This window comes from Burkholderia sp. S171, from assembly GCF_009766085.1.
GTDB lineage: Bacteria > Pseudomonadota > Gammaproteobacteria > Burkholderiales > Burkholderiaceae > Caballeronia.
Genome location: NZ_LMUF01000061.1, coordinates 26,335 through 47,356 on the forward strand (window position 1 = coordinate 26,335; position 21,022 = coordinate 47,356).

A 21,022-nucleotide genomic window follows, 5' to 3' on the forward strand; every position below is an offset into this window, starting at 1 on the left:
CGCTGTATCGATGAGCCGTAGAAGGCTTGGAACGGATGCGCGGGAGCAGGGGAAACGCTGCTGCGTCGGCCCGAATCCACCGCAGACAGATGAAAAAAGGCGAAGCCCAATTGGGCTTCGCCTTTTTCTATTGGTTTTCACCAATTTGTCACAATTCGCCCGAGGCCATTATTTGGCCGGTTCGCGCATTCTCATCGTCCAGAAGACGTTTTCTTGCGCATCACCAGCACTGCGCGCCTCCCAGCATGGACGATATCCTCACGATGCTTCTCTTCAGGCGCCGGCTGCGTTGCAAGATCGAGCGTATTCACGTTCGACTGAACCGACTGAACCGATTCCAGTCGTGTGTCTGCAGCAACTTCAGCGTCGCCCACCTTCGCCTGGGCATCCTCCGCATCCGCCGCCGGCGCATGACGCACGTCGACGGTACGGCACCGGACGTCGAAACCGCTCGCGCGGATAAGCGTCTCGCGCGTCTTCCAGAAGACCTCGGCGGAGCGGGTCATCGGTCGCATGGCGACATATTCAATAACCACCGGATAACCGCGCACCCGCGGGTAAGCCGCGAGTAACTGGCCCGAACGGATGTACTGCGTGTAACGATCGATTTTTTTGGTCAGCAGCGCAAAATGCATTGCTTCGTCGTCCCAGCCGAGGTCGTCGAAAATGCCGACGTACACGCGCTTGAACAAAATGTTCACGCCGACGTAATCGATTGTGTCCACGTCGAGAAGAGACATGGTATTTCCCCAGCGCCCGATGCCGGGCAAAAGATTGCAGGTGCCTATTGTAATGGACTGCGTCATCCTAAATAAGTACGCGGAGCATGATTGCAACAGTGTACGGCCTGCGTGCTTTACGACTTATAACAAGCTGCGAAATTGATTGTTTTGGTGCACAGCTCAAACCGCAGTCTTGAAATAGGAGGATACCTAAAAATAAGCCCGGTTGATTGACAGGTCCCATCTCGAAAAACAAACTGGATTCACGTTATTTGAACAGTTTGTGCGATTAGATCGGACAGCGCACGAGCGGAACCTCATTTGTCCGGCAGGAGTAAGAACATGAAATCGAAGTCAAAGAAGGCCCTTTGGTCATTCAAGTCCGCACTGATCGCGGCCGCATCGTCAATGGTAATGACGGGCGCGTTTGCCGCGACTATTGACGGCACGACGTCAGTGCATATTGGCGGGCGGGTACAGTCGGTGGATCTGAGCACGCACCAGGTTACGGTCATTAACGCACAGGGCCACACGGAAGCATTCCAGGTCGGCAATGACGTGCCGAACCTCGACAAACTGAAAGCTGGCACGAATGTGGTCGGCACGTCCCAGCGCGCGGTCAGGCTGACGGTGCTCGACGCGTCGTCGCTGGCAGCCCTGCCTACGGCGGACGGAAGCCAGATCGTGGCCAGCGTGGCACGCGTTGACGGCGGGTTGATGACGCTCAAGGACACGCAAGGCGCCGTACTGACGGTGCAGGCAAATTCGCCAGCGGATACAGCCTCGGTTATTCCGGGTACGCGCGTGCTGGTCAATCTTCCGAATCCGACTGCGCTGGGTTCTGGAAAAGCGCTTAAGTGAAGCAGTCGGATTTCTCCGATAGCCGGCGATTCGCCAAAACTTCATCATGTGTACATCGTTGGTGATCCAGATCCCCGCTGGATGACGAACGGCGAATTGCCCGGCTAAAACCGGTCGGTTTCGAGCTTCTACGGAAGCGCGGCAACGCGGCAATCAAGGTACCTCCGCGACCATGCGTTGTCGCAAAAAAGTCCATCCGGCGCAAGCCGGGTGGACTTTTTTTTAAGCCTTGCGCGTAGACAGCCGTTTGTTGAAAGCGGCCGGCGTGCAGCGTATCTGGGTGCGACGGGCGAAGGGTTTCAGTCTCTACATGTTGCGCGGTGTTGAACGCCCGCTCCGATGAAGTCGTCGAGCTGGCGACCACACACTTCAGATGAGCGCGCCGGGCGCGTTCGGCCGGGTCGCGATAAAGTATCCGGCGAACGCTTGGGCGCCAACAACCCAGTGCGCTCAAGGCATCTAATCCCGAGACGAGGGCTTTCAATGAACAACGATGCAGCCGTGACCGTGATGCAGGCGCTGATGTCGCGCCGTTCCATTCGCGCGTTCCTGCCCGACGCGGTCGACGAAACCACCTTGCACCAGATCTTCGATCACGCCCGACGCGCGCCGTCGGGCAGCAATACACAGCCGTGGAAGGCCTACGTGCTGAGCGGCGAAGCGCGCGACGCGCTCTCACGGAAAATCTTCGCCGTGTACAACGATCCCGAGGCGGACAAGCTGCACGAGGAAGAATTCGCTTACTACCCGCGCACGTGGACCTCACCGTTTATCGACAGAAGGCGCGAACTCGGCTGGTCGCTGTACGCGCTGCTCGGCATAACACGCGAAGATAAAACCCGTATGAAGGCCCAGCTCGGCCGCAATTTCGAATTCTTCGGTGCGCCGGTCGGCGTGATTTTCGTCACGGATCGCAGCATGGAGCAGGGTTCATGGCTCGACTACGGCATGTTCCTGCAAAGCGTCATGCTGATGGCGCGCGCGTTCGGGCTCGATACCTGTCCGCAGGCCGCGTTCAATCGATATCACCGGATCATCGCGGAACATCTTGCACTGCCAGACAACGAGATCGTGGTGTGCGGCATGAGCATCGGTTACGCGGATCTGTCGCAACCGGAGAACGCTCTCGTCAGCAGGCGCGAGGAGGTCGACGACTTTGTGCGGTTCTTGAGTTGAATGAGGTGACAAGCGTGGCCGGCATCGAAAAAAACGCGGTTTTGTGATTTAGTTCTTACGGATGTGCTACACGTTTTTACAAAGAGTTGGTTAAGATATCTCCGCGTGTCCGATGGCTCGCGAACAGGGTGGTAAGCGTGGGATTGTCTGGCACGTAGCGAAGCATGCAGGTCCAGCACGACAAACGCGGTGGACGCCAATGGCGCTGCCGCACCAAAAAAAACCGCTTTTCGTGGAGAATCTCGTTATGTACCGAATCCGCATGGCTGCAATGGCTCTTGTCGTATCAGTATCGATTGCCGGGTTGACTGCCCCTCTCGCAATGGCGCAAACCGCCTCCAGCGACACCGCCGCCGCTTCCACACCGAAGCAAGTGAAGAAGGCGCAAAACAAGGCCGCTCGCAAGGCTGCCCGCGCAAAGAAGAACGCAGAACTGAAGGATCTGGAAAAGAACGGCTACCAGCCAGGCGGTGACCAGACCAACTACCCGCAAAATATTCAAAATGCAGAGAAGAAGTCGGCGGCTGAAAAAGCCAAGGCAGCTTCGGCACCCTGAACGCGGGGTTTGCACGTAGTGTGATCGCATGAAAATAACCCGCTGAAAGCGGGTTATTTTTTCAATAAATCAATTCGCGGCAATTCAATTTGCCCGCGCAGGACTGCCGGCTAAGCACGATTCTGTTGCGGTTCCAGGCAGCGGTTTGCTACGCTTGCCGCCGTTTTCACGAAGTGCGAGCCTTGACGAATCCTTTATGGCATGCGCGTTGCGAGCCCCTTGTGAACCTTCCGGCAAGGGCCACGCACCGGCAGATTCTTCGTTGAACCGGTAGAATCGGATGCCGTTTCGGCCGGGCTTGATAACAGATGGACAGACGGTCAGACGTATCGACGTAGCGGGTCGCCAGTCTCAATCTCGGTTCAACCTACCGGCTTTATCTTCTACCAGGCGGTCTATGCGACGTTCCGCGTTTTTCATCCGCGTCATCGGTATCGGGATTCTGTTTCACGTATATATCGGCGTACGCCTGATTCTGGCTGCACCCGTTGGCGCGCCGCTGCGATGGCTCGCGGTGCTTGCACTCGTGGCTTCGTGCTTGCTGATTCCGCTCGGCATGGCCGCGCGCAACATCAGTCAGCAACCGCTGTCCGATCGTCTGGCGTGGATCGGCTTGCTCACCATGGGGTTCTTCTCCTCGCTGCTGGCGCTGACTTTTCTCCGCGATATCGTGTTGCTCGTCCTGCACCTGATCAGCAAAGCACAAAACGAGACGGGCGGCTGGCCGGGTTTTATCGCCTGGAGCGCGCTTGGTGTGCCGCTGCTCGCCGTGCTGGTCACGCTGCTCGGCATCTATAGCGCTCGGCGGCGTGCCGGGGTGAAGAACGTCGATGTGCCCATCGAGAACCTGCCTCCCGCGTTGAATGGTTTCACCATCGTGCAGATCAGCGATATTCACGTGGGCCCGACCATCAAGCGTCATTACGTCGAAAAGATCGTGGCTGCGGTCAACGCGTTGTCGCCAGACTTGATCGCGGTAACAGGCGACGTGGTGGATGGTTCGGTGCCGCATCTTGCCGCACATACGCGGCCACTGTCCGAGTTGAAGGCGCGGCATGGCGCGTTCCTGGTCACCGGCAATCACGAGTATTACGCCGGCGCGGACAAGTGGATTGCTGAATTCCGCCGGCTTGGCCTGAAGGTGCTGCTTAACGAACATGTGATTGTCGAGCACGACGGCGCGCGTGCAGTCGTGGCCGGCGTGACCGATTACGGCGCGGGCAGTTTCGACCCGGCCCATATAAGCGATCCGGCTAAAGCCATGCTCGGCGCACCGACTGACATCGCGTTTCGTCTGCTGCTGGCGCATCAGCCTCGCAGCGCACCGGCGGCATCGAAAGCGGGCTTTACGCTGCAATTGTCCGGTCACACGCATGGCGGTCAGTTCGTGCCGTGGAATTTCTTCGTCCGGTTACAGCAGCCCTTTGTGGCGGGACTCGAAAAGCTCAATGACCTGTGGGTGTATACCAGCCGCGGCACGGGCTACTGGGGACCGCCAATACGGATTGGCGCCCCGTCCGAAATCACGCGTTTGCGTCTGGTGAACGCGAGCGGCGCGCGTTCCGCCTAAGTCCCGATTACCAGCTAGTTTCAAAAATGCGAGCTTTGGCCGGTATCCTAAAAGGATGCCGGTTTTTTTGCGTCGAGTTTTAGTTGAATCAAATTGATTATTAAAAAAATAGAATTAATTCGTTTAAATAAATGCTTTATTCGATTGCGCGATAATGAGTAATTAATGCGGTTTCGTGGACAGAACTCCGGTGTGCGCTGTATAAATAGTGTTCGCAAATTACTGACACTACCAAATCGGGTCGAATTGATTATTCAATTCGATTCGCGATTTAATTGCCCTTCGCCCGGAGAAACTGCATGAACGCAAAATGGACTGTGGCTTTATCGATTGCCTTATTAACGGTGGCGGCGCACGTCAGCGCGCAATCCGATCAACAGCTTTCCAGCGCCGCAATTCAATCCGCGCTGAACGCCCCGCCGAAGCAGCTTCATGCGCAGATTGTCGGTATCGACACCGGCGCCAGGAGCTTGACGCTAAAAGGCGCGAAGGGCCGGGTGATAACGGTTGTGGTCGGCAAGGAGGTGACGAATTTCGATACCTTGAAGATAGGCGATCGTGTCGATGTGCAGGTCAGGGACTCAATGCTGGTCAGGGCAACAAAAGCGTCAGCGAAGGGCGATGAATTGCGAAAACGTGTTGATACCGAGGTTTATGCGCCCGCATCCGGTTCTCAGGGTTTCGGCGCAGTCCACGAAACCGAGATTGTTGCAACGGTGCAGAGTATCAACAGCAAGAAGCAAACAATCACCCTGCGTGGTCCATGGCATACCGAGACCTTCGATTTAAGCTCTGAAATTGCCGCATATAAATTGAAACCGGGCGACACCGTTCACGCCGTATTAATCTCAGCGACTGCGGTGGAGGTCACGCCCTCGGCGAAATAATGCGTGGACGTGGTTGAGAATTGGCACACCGCCGGTTAAATGCGGATCAAAACCGCGCCGGCGGTGACGAGCGCACAAGCCAGCACGCGCCGCGCGGTCAGTTTTTCGCGCATGAACAACCAGCCGATCAGCACGGCGAAGATTGAGCTGAGTTCGCGCAACGCCGAGACCATCGCAATGGGCAAGTAACGGAACGCAATGATCACAATGGTGTACGCGACCATCGCGATCGCGCCGCCGCCCAAGCCTTGCAGCGAACGTCGCGGGTCGTCGAGGAACAGGCGCCGCGGTCCGCCGTATCGATAGAAAGCCATCGCGGCGAGCGGCACGTTGAAGAGGATAAACGCCCACGCGATATATCCGAAGCTGCTGCCGGCTACGCGCACGCCGATGCCATCCACGATCGTATAAGCCGAGATGAACGCGCCCGTTACCAGCGCGGCCGGCACGCTCGCGGTGGCGAAGCGGCGCTTGCGGAATGCCAGTGAAATGATGCCGACCGACACCAATGCGACGCCCGCCAGAGCGAGCGGCCGAAGGTGTTCGCCCGCGAAGACGAACGCGCCCGCGAATACGAGCAGCGGCGAGAGGCCGCGTGCTATTGGGTAGATCTGCCCAAAGTCACCCGCTTTGTAGGCCTTGGCCAAGGCCACGCAATAACCGAGCTGCAAAGCGGCCGATGCCGCGATGTACGGCCAACTTTCGCGCGCTGGCGCGGGCACGAACAGCAACACGATCGCCGAGCACACGAGATAGGGAAAAGACATCATGCCGAACTGCCAGACACGGTCGCCGCTGGTGTGCAGGAAGGCGTTCCAGGTTGCGTGCAGCAGCGCGGAGAACAGGACGAGCAAGACGATGAAAGGCTGCATCAGGATCGCGGGAAGGGCGACGGCATGAGTGATCACATCGGTGACCACATGCGTGGCAAGGCAAGGCGTTTGATGGCAAAAAGTGGCAAACGGCGAAGCGCCATTATGGCAGAGAACGGGAGGCGCCGCTGGCCCCAGCGAGCCGTGGGGCAAGGCAGTACCGCTTGAGCAGGGCTTGCGCGCATTGCGTTCGATCGCATGGCGCTTTTCTCATTGACCCTCGCTGAAGCGCAGCCCATGCGCATCGGCCTTGTAGCAAAGTGATGACGGGGTCGAGCGTGGATTACCAGAAGCCGTTCATTTCAGCCTTCGACTGGATAGAAATGGAACGCATCTGCAGCGGACTCGCACTGGATAACCGGCCGATCACGCTAAGCTTGAAATTTAGGCGAGGGTTGTTGCTGGCGTTTTCGCGCCTGATGCAATGCAACCTCGCCACGAGATTCATTCGGTTTTATTTCGGTCCGGTAACGTTTTTCCCAACAACCGCAGCGCATGTCTAGCGCGTTTCGACATTCAACTCTGCTGCATGGCTGTTGCCGCGAATGTAGTGTTCCAACTGGTGGATCGTGAATTGTTGCTCGACGATCAAATTCCTGACGAGATCGCCGATCGACACCATGCCGATCAGCAGCCCACCGTCGATCACCGGAAGATGACGTATGCGGTTTTCAGTCATGATCGTCATGCACTCGTCTGTCGTTTGATTGAGACGAACGTATCGGATGGCTTTCGACATGACATCGCCCACCGGTGTCTCCTTTGACAACCTGTCGTGCAGCACGATTTTCCGGGCATAGTCGCGCTCCGTCACGATGCCAGTGATGTGCTCTCCGGACGTGACCACGAGCGCGCCGATTTGTTTATGCGCCATCAGCTTGATCGCGTCGAAGACACTTGCCGACGCCTCGATCGTGTGAAATGACTGATCTGTTTTCGAACTGAGCAGTTGTGCGACTGTTGCCATCATGTGCCTCGATTAAGAAATAGGTTTGAGCGGCTGCGCGGACATAAAAAATCGTCAACAATCGTCAGCCGAAGTCGAACAGCTCGCCGAGGAGCGACTTCTTCTTTTTGTACGGATACCGCCGGTCGCGATAATCATCGTCGCCGTAACCGTGGCGGCGATCGTGGTCGTTGTAATGACGGCCATCGTCATGCCGGCGCGCGACCGGTGCACTTGCTGCCGCCGCCTGCGCTTGGCTGACAGATTCGTCAGCGGCGCGCTCGATCAGTTTGTCGAGCTCACCCCGTTCCAGCCACACGCCGCGACATGTCGGGCAATAGTCGACCTCGATTCCCTGGCGGTCCGCCATCAGCAGATCCGGCGTCTTGCACACTGGACACTTCATTGCCTTGTCTCCTTCGTCAAACACCTTAGCGAAGCCTCAATGTAGCGGATGTAGGCTTATTGTAAAATTCGTATTTTAGGCGTTAATACCTCGAGAAAACCGATGTATCCGAACACCTTGAGCGTCGCCACGGAGGCATGAATGAACTTCAAGCATTTGTATTATTTCTGGGCTGCGGCGCACGCGGGCGGCATTGCGCGTGCCGGCACGCAGTTGCACATCACGCCTCAAACGCTGAGTGGCCAGATCAAACTGCTTGAAGACGCGCTCAATAAAAAGCTTTTCAAAAAGAGCGGCCGCAACCTTGAACTGACGGATGCGGGCCGGCTTGCACTTGACTACGCCGATGAAATCTTCTCGCTTGGCGCCGAGCTGGAAAGCGCGGTCAGGCAGGAGAAGGAAGCCGCGCGGGCGCAACTGCGCGTGGGCGTGGCGGATTCGGTTCCGAAGACGGTGGCCTACCGGCTGCTTGAGCCGGCATTGAACCTGTCGGACTCACTGCGGCTGATCTGTCATGAAGGCAAGCTGCACGCGCTGCTTTCGCAATTAGCCGTGCATAGGCTGGACCTGATCATTGCCGATGCACCCATTCCGCCCGATGTGAATGTCAAGGCGTTCAATCATTCGCTTGGCCGCTCGACGCTCAGTTGCTTCGCCTCCAAAGCCTTGGCGGCACGCGCCGCAAAAGCTTTTCCTGCGTCGCTGAGCGACATGCCGGTACTGCTGCCCGGCACAGACTCAGCAGTCCGAAGAAAACTCGATCACTGGCTGAAGTCACGCACGATCTCGCCGCGCGTTGTAGGAGAGTTCGACGACAGCGCACTGACGCTCGCCTTTGGCCGCGAGGGGAGGGGCGTGCTGTTTGCACCGACGGTCCTGGCGGCACAACTCAAACGAGAACACGGTTTGATTGCGGTTGGACACATCGACACGATTGTTGAGGAGTTCTTCGCCATCTCCATTGAACGTCGGATCAGCCATCCCGCTATATCGTCGATCATGAGTACGGCGCGCAGTGAGCTGTTCAATGTTTAGATGACGCCCGAGTCGCGTGGCTTTCTTCAATTCGTGAATAAAAACACTTACATTACATTTAACTTTCTACTATAACTGTCACACGTGTTGCGGACAGCCATGTCACGCATCATGTCTCGGCCCGCCAGGCATGCCTGCGGGCCTTTTTTTATCGCACGAAACAATCGGAGAAATACTTTCATATTTCTTTCGGTATTAACCCGATCTGGTAAAAACCCTGTCAATTCTTTCATTGTACTTACTTGATATATTACATATTGTGTATTCCATCGCCATCAAAACCAAGGTCGGGCGATGACGGAGACGTCCATTCGGCGTCCCGAATACAAGGCAGCAAATGCCAAGGAGACAGTGATGGAAACGAATCGCCAGGAAAGTACGTCGCGGCTAGCGTCGCCATGGATGCAGCTCGTGTTTGGCGTGATCTGCATGGCCATGATCGCGAATATGCAGTACGGCTGGACCTTGTTTGTGAATCCAATCGATGAAAAGCATCACTGGGGTCGAGCAGCGATTCAAGTCGCGTTCACGATCTTCGTGGTCACGGAAACCTGGCTGGTTCCTATCGAAGGTTATCTCGTCGACAAGTACGGCCCGCGTCCGGTCGTCGTTGCTGGTGGGCTGCTTTGTGCGATCGCCTGGGCGCTTAACTCGGTGGCTTCGTCGTTGCCGTTGCTGTATTTTGCGGCGGCCGTGGGCGGCGTCGGCGCGGGCGCCGTGTATGGCACGTGCGTCGGCAATGCGCTGAAGTGGTTCCCCACTCGCCGGGGTCTGGCGGCCGGGATCACCGCCGCCGGCTTCGGTGCGGGATCGGCCGCAACCGTCGTGCCGATCGCGCACATGATCAAGAGCAGCGGCTACGAAGCCACCTTCCTGTGGTTCGGCCTCGGCCAGGGGCTGGTGGTGTTCCTGCTCGGGATGGCGCTGTATGCGCCGCCCGCAAGCCTGCTGGCATCGGTTAAAAGCGCCTTGAAGAGCGCCGTTTATAACGCGACGCCAAGGCAGGTCGTAAGCTCACCGATCTTCTGGGTGATGTACCTGATGTTCGTCATGATGGCAGCCGGCGGCTTGATGGCGACCGCGCAGCTTGGGCCTATCGCGAAGGACTTCGGCCTGCATGACTCGCCCGTCTCGTTGCTTGGTCTGACGTTGCCCGCGCTCACATTCGCATTGACGATTGACCGTGTTCTCAATGGCCTGACCCGGCCTTTCTTCGGCTGGATCTCGGACCGCATCGGCCGCGAGAACACCATGTTCATGGCGTTCGCGATTGAGGCGGTCGGCATCTTGCTGCTGTCGAAATACGGGCAGAGTCCGGTAGCATTCGTTGTGCTGACGGGTATTGTCTTCTTCGCTTGGGGTGAGATCTACAGCCTCTTCCCCGCGACTTGCGGCGATACATTCGGGCCAAAGTTTGCAGCCACCAATGCGGGCCTGCTCTACACGGCGAAGGGGACGGCGGCCTTGCTCGTGCCGTTCAGCAGCGTGATTACGGCCGCGACCGGCAGTTGGCATGCGGTCTTCATGCTGGCTTCGGGAATGGCTGCGGCGTCGGCGCTGCTGGCGCTCTTTGTGCTCAAGCCAATGCGGCAGGCGCACAAGGAGAAGCATGCATCGGCGGTCGCCAACATGCCGTTTGGTTCGGCCCTGAAGGAGTGACCCTGCTGCGGGGCGAAGCCGATGTGTTCTCCGGCTTCGCTCGTTTCCATTGAAGGAATGGCCGGTGTTATTCCGGCCACTTTCCTATTTTCTGCCCACCAGATAGCAGACGCCTTCGGGACCGTAACGCTCGCTATGCGTTTCGTTTGCCCTCAAATGGAAGACGTCGCCTGACAGGTAGCGCGTGTCTTTATCCTCGACGCGTAGCGTCAGCTCACCTTCGAGAATCAGCGCCTTGGCTTCGAACGCATGCGCGTGGTCGTCGAGAGACGCGCCGGCTTCGCGCTCCACTAGCACGGTGGTCTGAAAACCCTCGCGCGCGAGCATTTCGATGAAATCGTCGCGTTCCATGATCGTTCCCTTTCTAGCCGGTGTTTGTTCACCTACTAATATAAGTTGAAACGAGACGGCGCAGACGAGGATGCTTTGCGTCAGCTCTCCAGCCGCGAACCTTCCGCCAACTGCATCGCTTCAAGATCACGCGTCGAGCCCTTGGCGGGACGTCCGGCCCAGTACCCTGCCAGCAATGATCCCGACAAGTTGTGCCACACCGAAAACAGCGCACCCGGGAGCGCTGCGATTGGCGTGAAATACAGCTTGCCCAGCGTGGCAGCGAGTCCTGAATTCTGCATGCCGACTTCGATTGCCAGCGTGCGGCACACGGCTTCATCGAAACCAAGCAGGCGGCCGCCCCAATATCCGCCAAGCAAGCCGATACCGTTATGCAGGATCACGCCCAGCATGACCAGCAAGCCGACCGACGCAATACTTTTCTGCGTTCCCGCCACCACGGCCGAGATAATCAGCAGGATCGCGATCATCGAAATGATGGGCAACGCGGGTTCGATCGCGCGCACGGTCTTGTTGAACAACTGGTTGATAATCAGCCCGGCCACGATAGGCAGCGCGACGATCTGGAGAATGCTCATGAGCATGCCGTGGACATCGACGGCAATCGACGCGTCCACGTAAAGGCGCGTGAGCAGCGGCGTAGCGAACACGCCGACCAGCGTGGACAGCGCACTGATGGTGACGGACAGCGCCACGTCGCCGCGCGCGAGATAGATCATCACGTTCGATGCCGTGCCGCTGGCAACGCTGCCGACCAGCACCATGCCCGCGGTCAGGTCGGGCGGCATGCGCAGCAATTTGGCTATTGCCCAGGCTGCGAGCGGCATGACCAGATAATGCAAACCGATCCCCGCGATAACCGGTGCCGGCCGGGTGAAAACGCGCCGGAAGTCGGCGAACGAAAGCGTCACGCCCATCGCGAACATGATGATGGTGAGTAGCAGGGTAACGTGCGGCGCAATGCCTGTGAACGTTGTCGGCGAGAAGTATGCGACGACCGAAATGAGAACGGCCCAAAGAGGGAACAAGCGGGTAACGCGCGAAAGCATGGAGAGACAATTCTGGCTGATTGATAGGGGCCTCGCCCAGAGCGTCCGGGTGCAGAGGGCACACGGTGCCGGGCAAATAACGATAAAGCGAAGGGTGTTCCAAGCTTGGCTGACCGTACTATCGATAAATGCGGCCAGTGACGCAAGCCGTCACGGATCCTTGTGGGACCGGCAGGCGGCGAATGTGCGTCGAGGCGAATTGTAACGTTTCGTCGGAAGAGACCTGCCCGAGAGAATTTCTCGTCTACTTCAGGCGCGCTACTGTTGCTGCGTCCGGCTCGCCGCCGAAATAGGTATTCAGTGCCAGTTCGAACGGCGCCTTGTTGCTGGCGGCGTGGGCGAAGAGGGTCATCGATGAATGGAATTTCAGGTCGTCGGGGTAACCGAAAATTTGCTCCACCGAGCGCCCGTCGAGCGCGTTCACGATTTGCGTGAGGATCAGCAGGCGCTCGCCAAGCACGGGATGAGCGAGGTAGGCCCGCGCCTCGTCCACCGATGAAATCGCGTAGCGGCGCGCCATTTCGCTATGGCCCAGTCCCTGGATCTGCGGAAACACGAACCACATCCAGTGTGTGCGTTTCTTGCCGGCCTCGAGCTCGGCGGTCACCGTCTGGAACAGCGGATCCTGGGCATCGATAAAACGCTGCAAGTCAAAAGGATCGGTCATGCGCGCCTCCGTTCTTGGCCGATGTTCCCGAATATTGCCGCGGACCGTGCCGCAAACCACGTTCCCGGCGTTTTTTCGTGGTCATCCGACCACGCGGTCCCGTATCCAATCCCGGCCATTTGCGAACGATATTCCGCTTTCTGATATCTTCACGGCCATGCAAAACATCATCGAAATTTCGAACCTGTCGAAGAGCTATGCGTCCGGCTTCAAGGCGCTGAAAAACGTCACGCTGAATATCCGCCGTGGCGAAATCTTCGCATTGCTGGGGCCGAACGGCGCCGGTAAAACCACCCTGATCAGCATTGTGTGCGGCATTGTGAATGCCACGGAAGGCACGATCCGGGTCAACGGTCACGGCATTATCTCCGACTACCGCGCCTCCCGCGCGATGATCGGCCTCGTACCGCAGGAGCTGACTACCGACGCCTTCGAGTCCGTCTGGGCGACCGTTTCATTCAGCCGCGGCCTGTTCGGCAAGCCGCCGAATCCGGCGCACATAGAAAAGGTGCTGAAGTCGCTGTCGCTTTGGGACAAGAAGGACAACAAGCTGGTCACGCTGTCCGGCGGCATGAAACGGCGCGTGCTGATTGCCAAGGCGCTCTCGCACGAACCGGAAATCCTGTTCCTGGACGAACCGACCGCAGGCGTTGACGTCGAACTGCGCCGCGATATGTGGAATCTCGTGCGCGGCCTGAAAGCGAGCGGCGTGACGATCATCCTGACGACGCACTACATCGATGAAGCCGAGGAAATGGCCGACCGGATTGGTGTGATCAACGGCGGCGAGATCATCCTGGTCGAGGAAAAAGCCGAACTGATGCGCAAACTCGGCCAGAAGAAACTCGCGCTGCAACTGGAAGACGAGATCGAGCACGTTCCCGCCGGCCTGAGTGCTTACCGGCTCCATCTGTCCGCCGACGGGAGTGAGCTGACCTACACCTACGACGCGCAGGATGAGCCGGGCCGCATCATTACGCTGCTGAAAGACCTCGCCGATAACGGCGTCAAATTCAAGGACCTGCACACGACGCAAAGCTCGCTGGAAGATATTTTCGTGAGCCTGGTCGGAGAGAAAAAATGAATATTCATGCAGTCCGCGCAATCTATGTATTCGAAATGGCGCGCACCTGGCGCACCATCATGGGCAGCATCATCTCGCCGGTGATTTCCACGTCGCTCTATTTCGTCGTGTTCGGCGCGGCGATCGGTTCACGCATTCCCGAAGTGAACGGCGTGAGTTACGGTGCGTTCATCGTGCCAGGGCTTGTCATGTTGTCGCTGCTCACGCAGAGCGTGTCCAACGCGTCATTCGGCATCTATTTCCCCAGATTTACGGGGACTATCTACGAACTGCTGTCAGCGCCGATCTCGTATATGGAGATCGTGCTGAGCTATGTTGGCGCGGCCGCCACCAAGTCGATCATCCTTGGCCTCATCATTCTTGCAACCGCGCGGTTGTTCGTGCCGTTGCACGTCGATCACCCGTTCTGGATGATCGTGTTCCTGCTGCTGACAGCAGTGACGTTCAGCCTGCTTGGATTCATCATTGGCATCTGGGCGGACGGGTTCGAGAAGCTGCAGGTGATTCCGCTGCTGATCATTACGCCGCTGACCTTCCTGGGCGGGAGTTTTTATTCCATCGACATCCTGCCGCCATTCTGGAAAGCCGTCGCGCTGTTCAACCCGGTGGTCTATCTGATCAGCGGGTTTCGCTGGAGTTTCTACGGCACCGCCGATGTCAGCGTCGAGATCAGCCTCGTTATGACGCTGGTCTTCCTCGCGGTGTTTATCGGCGTGGTCGCGTGGATCTTCAAGACGGGTTACCGGCTGAAATCATAGGGAGCGTGGCTGATGCGTGACGTGCTGATCGAACGATTCGGGCTCCAGCCGCACCCTGAAGGCGGCTATTTTCGCGAGACATTTCGTGGTGCGGACCGGGTAGTACGCGAGTCGACGCGCGATGCGGTACCGAGCGAAACGCGCTCCGCATCGACGGCGATTTACTACATGCTTTGCGATGGCGCACATTCGGCGTGGCATCGAATCCGCTCGGACGAGGTGTGGCACTTCTATGCAGGAGAGCCAATCGATGTTCATGTGATCGATACCGCCGGGCAGTTGCTCACGCATCGCCTGGGCAACGCGCTGACGCATCACGACGCCGTCTTCCAGGCGGTCGTACCAGCAGGGCAGTGGTTTGCGGCAGAGTTGTGTGATCCGGCGGCGTTTGCGTTGGTGGGCTGCACGGTGGCGCCCGGTTTCGAGTTCAGCGAGTTCGAACTCGCTGAAGTAGCCGCTTTAACAAAAGCGTATCCGCAGCACGAGGCCGTGATTGCGAGGTTGGGTCCGGCGGTAAAAGCGAAGCGCTGAGCGCGTGCCGGTCCACGGCACAACGCGTACAACGTAAAAGCAGAACGAAAAAAAAAGCGGCGCGCTCATTTCTGAGGCGCCGCTTTTTCATGCTTCTATTATAGGTTGGCCCTGACTGCGTCGCGGACGGCGTCCATCATGCCGCCGTGATTCAGCGGTATGTCGAGTGAATCGCCATAGACGTCCTGATCCGCTTGTGCACGCGCTTCTTGCGATTCGCGGCGTACCGGCGATTCGTAAGCTGTGTCACCTGAACGAATAGGGTCTATGACTTCGACGCGCTGCGCTTGATAACTCTTCACGATGAACTCCTTGCAGTGATGGAGCGGCGGGAGACTGCGATGCTACGGAACTGCCATGACAGATTTACGACGCTTGACGCTTTTCGGTGCACGACTGTAACGGCGGCGGACCATTCGCCTCTGGCCGTGTTGCGCACCCTGCAATGAAAGCGCGGCTTTACAGTTTAATGGCGTTGCGATATGAGATTCGTACTTCTGGCTTATGAAACGATGCCGGCATTATCAGCATCCAGCGCGACTTTGGGCGTGAAACTTGCCTTTGTCGCAAGCGTTTGCGCGGGCGGTTCGAACGCGCTCGAGAGGTCAGCAGAGGTGTCGGGGCAACGGTGGGAATCGCTCGGCACTGCACTTATCCGCGTGTGCATTACCATCGCCGGAAACAGTTAAAGCTGTTTCTCAGAATGGGCATGCTGGATGCGAATGTTCCACATGACGGAAAGCACGACCGCATGATGCAGTCGTGCTTTCAGGCCATTTAAACGCATCCGGCGACGCGTTCAGGCGTGCTGGTCCTGCAAATCGGCGTCACTGGTCTCGTCCTGTGGCATGGAAGCCGCAAGAATCATCGCCGATGCGTTCTGTGGTTTCGGGTCGCGCTGTGACGGCCGATACACCGAGTCGCCTCGATGAATGGCTGCGCCGGTCAGTGCGCAGGCGCCGTCAGCCGTGGCCGTGGTCACGCGCCACCCCTGGTAGCCATAGTGGCAGGTTGCCGCGTCGGACCAATATACGATCGCCGTCGCGCTGCTTGGCCGCTCGATCACGCGCACCACCGCCTCAGGAAACGGCCGCGGCGATTGCGGCGATGGCGACGGGACGCGCGGATGATCACGCTCCCACGCTCGCGTAAGCCGCTCTAAAAACGGGTGCACGGCCCTTTGCTGCGGGGCAGGTTCTGCCGCGCGGTTGTGGGTCGCTGTCAATGAGCGGACCGTTTGCAGCCACGGGTCCGCGCTTCTCGCTAACGCTGTCATGGTTCGTTCCTGGCATGGTTCATGGTCGAACTTACGCAATCAGCCTGCTCGGATAAATACCATTAAGGTGAATACACTGTCTTGTTAGCGCGAATAATCACAACGACGCTTTATGCAATAAGGCTTTGCCCGATAGTGCGACGCCGCGCGAACAAGGTGTTCGCTTCATTGAACGTTTTAATGGGATCGATAGTGGCGCCGGTCAGCGAGTGTTTCGCGAACCAGGCAGTGCCAATCCCGACAATTTGTATGCAATGCGTAAGGTGTCAAGTTTCGGCGCATGCCGTGGAATGCGACTTGCGTAGGTCATACTAGCTACATACTTACAACGTTTGAACGAGGTGTTCGTGAAGAAAAGTCATATTGCTGCTGCGGTGCTGTTTGCAAGTTTGGGCCTGACGGCCACGGCGTTTGCCCAAAATGGTCCTGGCGGCCCGGGTGAGCAAGGTGGACAACAACAGCGTCCGGGCGGCCCCGCCATGCAAGGCCACAACGGCGGCGGTTATCAGGACCAACGTCAGGACCAACGTCAGGACCAACGTCAGGCTCAGAACCAACCTCACGGCCCGCAAGGCGGTCCAGGGGCTCAGGATCACAACAATGGCCGTCCGCCCATGCCAATGCATGCGGACAATGGCCCGGGACGCAACGGTCCCGGTGGTCCGCGCAGCGAAGGTCCACGTGATTGGCACCGCGGCGACCGCTTGCCGAGCGACTATCGTGATCGCCAGTACGTGGTCGACGACTATCGCGGGTACGGATTGCGTCAGCCTCCGCGCGGGTATCGCTGGGTGGGTGTGAACGGCGATTACGTGCTTGCCGCGATTGCAACCGGCGTGATCGCGCAGATCGTGCTGAGCAACGGGCACTAAGCCTTTAACCGCGGACCATTGCCGTAGCGAACGTGGTCCACATAGCCGCGAGCTAAATCGACAAGGCCGGTCCAGACGTGAGTCTGGACCGGCCTTGTTTTATGTGGACGGCGTGGTCTCTTCAACGCCGCCGCCGCGTTACAGGCCGCGTTACAGCTTTGCGGTATCGGTCATCGCTTTCACCACGCGCGCCAGCGACTTCAATGCCACGTCGGGCGATTCTTCAAACTGCGCGCCCACTATGGCGCCATCCACCGCCATCGCCAATGCCCGCGCATCGGCCTTCGCGGTCCTCGACGATGCCGGCAGCAGCGTCCTGATGACCGTGGCCATATCCAGCTTGTGACGCCGTGAAATCTCGACCGCCTCGGGTAAGGTTCCGCCCACTTCCACCACCGCGTTAATGAAAGCGCAGCCGCGATACACATCGCTCTCGAACCATTCTGCCAGCGCCGGCACCAGCGCATTCGCGTCTGCGCCATGACGCTTCACCGCATCTTCGAACCAGGTCATCCAGTTGCGGTGCCTATACTCCAGGAACGCAACGATCAGATCGTTTTTCGCCGGATAGTAGCGATAAAACGTCTTCTTCGCGACACCCGATTCCGCGATCACACGGTCGATTCCGGTCGCTCGAATGCCATCCCGATAGAACAGCGCGTGGGCCGTGACAAGAATGCGCTCGGCTGGCGAGAGGTCTGCCGCAAGAGCAGGGTTTGATGAATGATTGTTCATAGCGGATCATTGTAGACAGGTCTGTCTCCCTGCGCTAGAGTGAGGAGGTAGACAGACCTGTCTGCTGCTGATCATCTTACCGGTCGACAACACAATCGACGATACATCACCCGCCAATTAACGCTCCACGATCAAAGGAAACGTCATGGAAAGCAAACCTCCGCTGCCGCCATTCGATGCCGACACCGCCCGGCAAAAGGTCCGTCTCGCGGAAGACGGCTGGAATTCCCGCGACCCGAAGCGGGTTGCCCTTGCTTATAGCGAAGACACACGCTGGCGCAACCGCGCAGAGTTTGTGTCGGGACGCGCTGAAGTGGAGGCGTTCCTGGCGCGCAAATGGGCACGTGAACTGGACTACCGGCTGATCAAGGAGTTGTGGGCGTTTACCGGATCACGGATTGCGGTGCGCTTTGCTTACGAGTGGCACGATGATTCCAAAAACTGGTTTCGCAGCTACGGCAATGAAAACTGGGAGTTCAACGAAGCTGGCTTGATGACGCATCGGCACGCGTGCATCAACGACTTGCCGATCAAGGAGTCCGAGCGTAAATATCATTGGCCGCTCGGACGTCGTCCCGACGATCATCCCGGCTTGAGCGACCTGGGCTTTTGATTGAAGTTTGACCGGCAGTCTCTTCGATCATCGCATCGGTTGACCGCCAGCGTTTTACCGGCCTCGCCGACGGTAAAACGCCCACCATCCCGCGAGCACGGTGAAGGTAGCAACGATCGCCACCATCAGCCAGAACCCGTGTTTGTTGTCGGCCAGCGGCACGCCGCCAACATTCATGCCGAAAATTCCCGCGACTATATTGATTGGCAGCGCCAGTACGGTAACCAGCGTCAGCGTGAAAAGCGTGCGGTTGCTTTGCTCGTCCGTGCGTGCGGCGATCTCTTCCTGCAACAGCCTGATGCGTTCCACCAGCCCCGCCAGATCGCCCAGCACGAGCGAAAATTCTTCGGTGGCATCGCGCAGATCCTGCAGATCGAGCGTGTGCAGCCAGCGCGGCGGCCGTGCGAGCAGCCGGAAAACAGATCCCGGTTCGGGCGCGAGCAAACGCTGCAACCTGACCAGCACGCGTCGCGATGCACCGAGTTCCGAGCGTGTGGCGGGGGACCGCATCGAAAGAAACCGGTCTTCTATCTGGTCGATATCAATGCTCGTCCGCCGGACGATTTGTACCAGCAGATCGGCCTGGTCGCGCAACAGATGAATGAGCAGTTCGGCCGTCGACCGGAAGACCTCGCCGTTGCGCACCGATTCGCGCAGCGTATCGATGGATCGCAGTGGTTTCAGCCGCGCGGTGATGAGCAGTTTTTCGTGCGTGTAGACCCATAACGTTGCAATTTCGGATGGTGTTACGTCGAAGTTGAACATCACGTCGTTGATGACGGCGAGCAGCGCGCCCTCCTGATGTTCAATCCGCGTGGAATGCGAGCCGTCGCGCAGGTTCTCGAAGAAGGCGTCCGGCAGGTCGAGATGCGTGCGTATCCAGCGCTCGCTTGCGCTGTTCGCGAGGTCGAAGTGCAGCCAGATGAAGTCGCCTGGAGAGTCGCTCAAAGCGGGCTCGGCGCTGCATTGCGCCAGCCACTCCAGCGTACCGGCGGAATCGATGGGCACGCCGGCCGCGTCCGGGGTGAAACGAAAGCCGCACACGATGCCGGAGAAATCGGAGGCGTAGGGTAGGGCGGCGGTACGTAGTTCAGTCATTGTGCGTGGGTCATCGGCCAGGGCAATTGAAAGGTAATTTGGATTTCGATTGTCCCTGCCGCGCAAGTCGAATCAAGCAACGTTCGCCTGGATTTGCGTTATTGTTGGGCAAATGCCGCGTGACACGGAAAGTACTTATGGCTGTCACGCCCTGTGGGTAAACTCGCGCGGTGCAAGAAGGCCGTCGGGCGCAGCCCGACCCTTTTCGCTTCATCGGGGAAACACAAATGGAAGATCGCGTCGAGCAGGACGAACCTACGCAAACCACGGCAGACGGACTGGCGCGGCTCGCAACGAGCATCGTCGAATTGCTGGGCGAGCAAGCCATCGACAGTCGTCTGGGAGCCAAATTGCTCAAACGGCTGGAAAAAGAAGCGAAGTTGGTGGAGGAATCGGGACCGCAGCCGTTGAACAAGACTCAAAAACGCGGTTTGCGCGAGGCGCTCGACGGGCTCGAACATGCAGTGCGTCAGGTCGATGCCAATCTGTTGGTATTGGCGAACGCAAAACTACGCTCAACGGACGAATCTTCCAACAAAAAGGCCAAAACGAAATCCTGAAGCCGGGTTGGCCGTCGCCCTGTCAACCGGGCGCGGCGCCAGTTTTAAGCGCGTCTGGCTTTATCGGACAAGTGATCTGGCGGTTTTTTCATCGCCTCGACACAAACCGTTCGCAACAAATGAGCAGGATGGCGCGGAAAATGCTGCGTTTGCTGCAATGCATAAATCTGAGCGGTCATGGTTTCAGTCTCTTCTACCCCAAGCTGCGTGTTATGGACCGATCGGAATGTCGACGCGGACGCCGAACGTTGGCGCATTCTGGTTGTCGACGATAACGCCGCAAGCGCCGAAGGCCTTGCTGCGGCGCTGAGCGCGGACGGTTGCGACGCGCGTTACGTGCTGAGCGGCGTTGACGCGCTGCAGGCTATTGACGGCTGGGTACCGCATGTCGTGGTCCTCGACATCAGCATGCCGGAACACGATGGTTTTGCGACTGCGCGGGTCCTACGCAGGATTTCTCCCACTCGAAACGCCGGGATCATTGCATTTACGGCGCTCGGCGAGGATTACGTGCGCTCGAAGGGCCTCCACGCAGGGTTCGACGGCTATTGCCAGAAGGGTAACGCGCCCGGTGTGCTGGTCGACCTGATCAGCCGGCTGGTTCAAGTTCACTGAGCGTTTGGCGGGGCATATGAGCCTCCGATTGAAACCGTCCTAGTTTTATCGGTCCGCCCCCAAAATCTTCTTACCGCCGCTCCCGGGCGAGCCTTGTCCTAGCTTGCTCGCGCCGGTTTTCTC

Annotated in this window: 25 protein-coding genes; 14 read left to right on the top strand and 11 right to left on the bottom strand. The window is 58.2% G+C overall.

Going from position 1 to position 21,022, the window contains the following annotated elements; all coding sequences use genetic code 11:
• Nucleotides 1-191: 191 nt before the first annotated feature.
• Nucleotides 192-740 (bottom strand): DUF6572 domain-containing protein, encoded by a 549-nt coding sequence (locus GSQ93_RS33390; protein ID WP_158940202.1) that lies wholly within the window; start codon nt 738-740, stop codon nt 192-194.
• A gap of 324 nt (nt 741-1,064) precedes the next feature.
• On the opposite strand from GSQ93_RS33390, the gene GSQ93_RS33395 reads away from it, so the two are divergent.
• From GSQ93_RS33395 to GSQ93_RS33415, 5 genes are all read left to right on the top strand, one after another.
• The gene (locus GSQ93_RS33395) at nt 1,065-1,583 is read left to right on the top strand and encodes a hypothetical protein (protein WP_158940203.1); all 519 of its coding nucleotides are present in this window, start codon (nt 1,065-1,067) and stop codon (nt 1,581-1,583) included.
• A gap of 483 nt (nt 1,584-2,066) precedes the next feature.
• Entirely contained in the window at nt 2,067-2,759 is a 693-nt protein-coding gene (locus GSQ93_RS33400) for a nitroreductase (RefSeq protein WP_158940204.1), read from the top strand.
• Between the two features lie 199 nt (nt 2,760-2,958).
• Nucleotides 2,959-3,315, top strand: a complete 357-nt coding sequence (locus GSQ93_RS33405; RefSeq protein ID WP_367889798.1) for a DUF4148 domain-containing protein — start codon at nt 2,959-2,961, stop codon at nt 3,313-3,315.
• Between the two features lie 397 nt (nt 3,316-3,712).
• Entirely contained in the window at nt 3,713-4,885 is a 1,173-nt protein-coding gene (locus GSQ93_RS33410) for a metallophosphoesterase (protein WP_158940205.1), read from the top strand.
• A 299-nt stretch (nt 4,886-5,184) separates the two neighbouring features.
• Nucleotides 5,185-5,772, top strand: a complete 588-nt coding sequence (locus GSQ93_RS33415; protein WP_158940206.1) for a hypothetical protein — start codon at nt 5,185-5,187, stop codon at nt 5,770-5,772.
• Between the two features lie 35 nt (nt 5,773-5,807).
• On the opposite strand, the gene GSQ93_RS33420 is transcribed toward GSQ93_RS33415, so the two are convergent.
• The 3 genes from GSQ93_RS33420 to GSQ93_RS33430 form a co-directional block, all read right to left on the bottom strand.
• The gene (locus tag GSQ93_RS33420) at nt 5,808-6,644 is read right to left on the bottom strand and encodes a DMT family transporter (RefSeq protein ID WP_158940371.1); all 837 of its coding nucleotides are present in this window, start codon (nt 6,642-6,644) and stop codon (nt 5,808-5,810) included.
• A 499-nt stretch (nt 6,645-7,143) separates the two neighbouring features.
• Entirely contained in the window at nt 7,144-7,611 is a 468-nt protein-coding gene (locus tag GSQ93_RS33425) for a CBS domain-containing protein (protein ID WP_158940372.1), read from the bottom strand.
• A 64-nt stretch (nt 7,612-7,675) separates the two neighbouring features.
• Nucleotides 7,676-7,996, bottom strand: a complete 321-nt coding sequence (locus GSQ93_RS33430; RefSeq protein WP_158940207.1) for a zf-TFIIB domain-containing protein — start codon at nt 7,994-7,996, stop codon at nt 7,676-7,678.
• A 141-nt stretch (nt 7,997-8,137) separates the two neighbouring features.
• Between GSQ93_RS33430 and nhaR the strand changes: the two genes are divergently transcribed.
• Together nhaR and oxlT are read left to right on the top strand one after the other, a co-directional pair.
• A complete protein-coding gene (gene nhaR, locus GSQ93_RS33435) occupies nt 8,138-9,031 on the top strand; it encodes a transcriptional activator NhaR (protein ID WP_158940208.1) in 894 nt (297 codons plus the stop codon).
• Nucleotides 9,032-9,385: 354 nt separating this feature from the next.
• Nucleotides 9,386-10,690: an oxalate/formate MFS antiporter gene (gene oxlT / locus GSQ93_RS33440; RefSeq protein ID WP_158940209.1), complete on the top strand. Its 1,305-nt coding sequence runs from the start codon at nt 9,386-9,388 to the stop codon at nt 10,688-10,690.
• 84 nt (nt 10,691-10,774) lie between these two features.
• On the opposite strand, the gene GSQ93_RS33445 is transcribed toward oxlT, so the two are convergent.
• From GSQ93_RS33445 to GSQ93_RS33455, 3 genes are all read right to left on the bottom strand, one after another.
• On the bottom strand, nt 10,775-11,041 hold the full coding sequence (locus GSQ93_RS33445; protein WP_158940210.1) for a cupin domain-containing protein: 267 nt from the start codon (nt 11,039-11,041) through the stop codon (nt 10,775-10,777).
• Nucleotides 11,042-11,121: 80 nt separating this feature from the next.
• Nucleotides 11,122-12,090, bottom strand: a complete 969-nt coding sequence (locus tag GSQ93_RS33450) for a bile acid:sodium symporter family protein (protein WP_158940211.1) — start codon at nt 12,088-12,090, stop codon at nt 11,122-11,124.
• 244 nt (nt 12,091-12,334) lie between these two features.
• A complete protein-coding gene (locus GSQ93_RS33455; protein WP_158940212.1) occupies nt 12,335-12,757 on the bottom strand; it encodes a DUF1810 domain-containing protein in 423 nt (140 codons plus the stop codon).
• A gap of 157 nt (nt 12,758-12,914) precedes the next feature.
• Between GSQ93_RS33455 and GSQ93_RS33460 the strand changes: the two genes are divergently transcribed.
• Genes GSQ93_RS33460 through GSQ93_RS33470 form a run of 3 tightly spaced genes read left to right on the top strand, consistent with a single transcriptional unit; the run spans nt 12,915 to nt 15,130 of the window.
• Nucleotides 12,915-13,841 carry an ABC transporter ATP-binding protein gene (locus GSQ93_RS33460; protein WP_158940373.1) on the top strand — a complete coding sequence of 309 codons (927 nt, stop codon included), beginning with the start codon at nt 12,915-12,917 and terminating at the stop codon, nt 13,839-13,841.
• Nucleotides 13,838-14,599 (top strand): ABC transporter permease, encoded by a 762-nt coding sequence (locus tag GSQ93_RS33465; RefSeq protein WP_158940213.1) that lies wholly within the window; start codon nt 13,838-13,840, stop codon nt 14,597-14,599. The genes GSQ93_RS33460 and GSQ93_RS33465 overlap by 4 nt, the downstream gene beginning before the upstream one ends.
• Before the next feature lie 12 nt (nt 14,600-14,611).
• Entirely contained in the window at nt 14,612-15,130 is a 519-nt protein-coding gene (locus tag GSQ93_RS33470; RefSeq protein ID WP_158940214.1) for a cupin domain-containing protein, read from the top strand.
• A gap of 98 nt (nt 15,131-15,228) precedes the next feature.
• Here the strand turns inward: GSQ93_RS33470 and GSQ93_RS33475 are convergent, their stop codons facing one another.
• Both GSQ93_RS33475 and GSQ93_RS33480 read right to left on the bottom strand, forming a co-directional pair.
• On the bottom strand, nt 15,229-15,432 hold the full coding sequence (locus tag GSQ93_RS33475) for a hypothetical protein (protein WP_158940215.1): 204 nt from the start codon (nt 15,430-15,432) through the stop codon (nt 15,229-15,231).
• A 497-nt stretch (nt 15,433-15,929) separates the two neighbouring features.
• The gene (locus GSQ93_RS33480; protein WP_158940216.1) at nt 15,930-16,406 is read right to left on the bottom strand and encodes a DUF3331 domain-containing protein; all 477 of its coding nucleotides are present in this window, start codon (nt 16,404-16,406) and stop codon (nt 15,930-15,932) included.
• A 347-nt stretch (nt 16,407-16,753) separates the two neighbouring features.
• Here GSQ93_RS33480 and GSQ93_RS33485 point away from each other — a divergent pair, with 347 nt between their 5' ends.
• On the top strand, nt 16,754-17,278 hold the full coding sequence (locus tag GSQ93_RS33485) for an RcnB family protein (RefSeq protein ID WP_254074202.1): 525 nt from the start codon (nt 16,754-16,756) through the stop codon (nt 17,276-17,278).
• Between the two features lie 150 nt (nt 17,279-17,428).
• Here GSQ93_RS33485 and GSQ93_RS33490 read toward each other — a convergent pair whose 3' ends face one another.
• Complete coding sequence (locus tag GSQ93_RS33490) at nt 17,429-18,013, bottom strand: TetR/AcrR family transcriptional regulator (protein WP_158940217.1); 585 nt, start codon at nt 18,011-18,013, stop codon at nt 17,429-17,431.
• A 145-nt stretch (nt 18,014-18,158) separates the two neighbouring features.
• Between GSQ93_RS33490 and GSQ93_RS33495 the strand changes: the two genes are divergently transcribed.
• Nucleotides 18,159-18,626 carry a nuclear transport factor 2 family protein gene (locus tag GSQ93_RS33495; RefSeq protein ID WP_158940218.1) on the top strand — a complete coding sequence of 156 codons (468 nt, stop codon included), beginning with the start codon at nt 18,159-18,161 and terminating at the stop codon, nt 18,624-18,626.
• Between the two features lie 54 nt (nt 18,627-18,680).
• Here the strand turns inward: GSQ93_RS33495 and GSQ93_RS33500 are convergent, their stop codons facing one another.
• Complete coding sequence (locus tag GSQ93_RS33500; protein ID WP_158940219.1) at nt 18,681-19,724, bottom strand: transporter; 1,044 nt, start codon at nt 19,722-19,724, stop codon at nt 18,681-18,683.
• A 227-nt stretch (nt 19,725-19,951) separates the two neighbouring features.
• Here GSQ93_RS33500 and GSQ93_RS33505 point away from each other — a divergent pair, with 227 nt between their 5' ends.
• Nucleotides 19,952-20,284, top strand: a complete 333-nt coding sequence (locus tag GSQ93_RS33505; protein WP_158940220.1) for a hypothetical protein — start codon at nt 19,952-19,954, stop codon at nt 20,282-20,284.
• A gap of 177 nt (nt 20,285-20,461) precedes the next feature.
• Nucleotides 20,462-20,899, top strand: a complete 438-nt coding sequence (locus tag GSQ93_RS33510) for a response regulator (RefSeq protein WP_158940221.1) — start codon at nt 20,462-20,464, stop codon at nt 20,897-20,899.
• Nucleotides 20,900-21,022: the final 123 nt, after the last annotated feature.

What these genes read in the sequence shown, in the direction of transcription:
- GSQ93_RS33390 (WP_158940202.1), bottom strand. Translation starts at nt 740, where the DNA reads ATGTCTCTTCTCGACGTGGACACAATCGATTACGTCGGCGTGAACATT.
- GSQ93_RS33395 (WP_158940203.1), top strand. Translation starts at nt 1,065, where the DNA reads ATGAAATCGAAGTCAAAGAAGGCCCTTTGGTCATTCAAGTCCGCACTG.
- GSQ93_RS33400 (WP_158940204.1), top strand. Translation starts at nt 2,067, where the DNA reads ATGAACAACGATGCAGCCGTGACCGTGATGCAGGCGCTGATGTCGCGC.
- GSQ93_RS33405 (WP_367889798.1), top strand. Translation starts at nt 2,959, where the DNA reads ATGGCGCTGCCGCACCAAAAAAAACCGCTTTTCGTGGAGAATCTCGTT.
- GSQ93_RS33410 (WP_158940205.1), top strand. Translation starts at nt 3,713, where the DNA reads ATGCGACGTTCCGCGTTTTTCATCCGCGTCATCGGTATCGGGATTCTG.
- GSQ93_RS33415 (WP_158940206.1), top strand. Translation starts at nt 5,185, where the DNA reads ATGAACGCAAAATGGACTGTGGCTTTATCGATTGCCTTATTAACGGTG.
- GSQ93_RS33420 (WP_158940371.1), bottom strand. Translation starts at nt 6,644, where the DNA reads ATGCAGCCTTTCATCGTCTTGCTCGTCCTGTTCTCCGCGCTGCTGCAC.
- GSQ93_RS33425 (WP_158940372.1), bottom strand. Translation starts at nt 7,611, where the DNA reads ATGGCAACAGTCGCACAACTGCTCAGTTCGAAAACAGATCAGTCATTT.
- GSQ93_RS33430 (WP_158940207.1), bottom strand. Translation starts at nt 7,996, where the DNA reads ATGAAGTGTCCAGTGTGCAAGACGCCGGATCTGCTGATGGCGGACCGC.
- nhaR (WP_158940208.1), top strand. Translation starts at nt 8,138, where the DNA reads ATGAACTTCAAGCATTTGTATTATTTCTGGGCTGCGGCGCACGCGGGC.
- oxlT (WP_158940209.1), top strand. Translation starts at nt 9,386, where the DNA reads ATGGAAACGAATCGCCAGGAAAGTACGTCGCGGCTAGCGTCGCCATGG.
- GSQ93_RS33445 (WP_158940210.1), bottom strand. Translation starts at nt 11,041, where the DNA reads ATGGAACGCGACGATTTCATCGAAATGCTCGCGCGCGAGGGTTTTCAG.
- GSQ93_RS33450 (WP_158940211.1), bottom strand. Translation starts at nt 12,090, where the DNA reads ATGCTTTCGCGCGTTACCCGCTTGTTCCCTCTTTGGGCCGTTCTCATT.
- GSQ93_RS33455 (WP_158940212.1), bottom strand. Translation starts at nt 12,757, where the DNA reads ATGACCGATCCTTTTGACTTGCAGCGTTTTATCGATGCCCAGGATCCG.
- GSQ93_RS33460 (WP_158940373.1), top strand. Translation starts at nt 12,915, where the DNA reads ATGCAAAACATCATCGAAATTTCGAACCTGTCGAAGAGCTATGCGTCC.
- GSQ93_RS33465 (WP_158940213.1), top strand. Translation starts at nt 13,838, where the DNA reads ATGAATATTCATGCAGTCCGCGCAATCTATGTATTCGAAATGGCGCGC.
- GSQ93_RS33470 (WP_158940214.1), top strand. Translation starts at nt 14,612, where the DNA reads ATGCGTGACGTGCTGATCGAACGATTCGGGCTCCAGCCGCACCCTGAA.
- GSQ93_RS33480 (WP_158940216.1), bottom strand. Translation starts at nt 16,406, where the DNA reads ATGACAGCGTTAGCGAGAAGCGCGGACCCGTGGCTGCAAACGGTCCGC.
- GSQ93_RS33490 (WP_158940217.1), bottom strand. Translation starts at nt 18,013, where the DNA reads ATGAACAATCATTCATCAAACCCTGCTCTTGCGGCAGACCTCTCGCCA.
- GSQ93_RS33495 (WP_158940218.1), top strand. Translation starts at nt 18,159, where the DNA reads ATGGAAAGCAAACCTCCGCTGCCGCCATTCGATGCCGACACCGCCCGG.
- GSQ93_RS33500 (WP_158940219.1), bottom strand. Translation starts at nt 19,724, where the DNA reads ATGACTGAACTACGTACCGCCGCCCTACCCTACGCCTCCGATTTCTCC.
- GSQ93_RS33505 (WP_158940220.1), top strand. Translation starts at nt 19,952, where the DNA reads ATGGAAGATCGCGTCGAGCAGGACGAACCTACGCAAACCACGGCAGAC.
- GSQ93_RS33510 (WP_158940221.1), top strand. Translation starts at nt 20,462, where the DNA reads ATGGTTTCAGTCTCTTCTACCCCAAGCTGCGTGTTATGGACCGATCGG.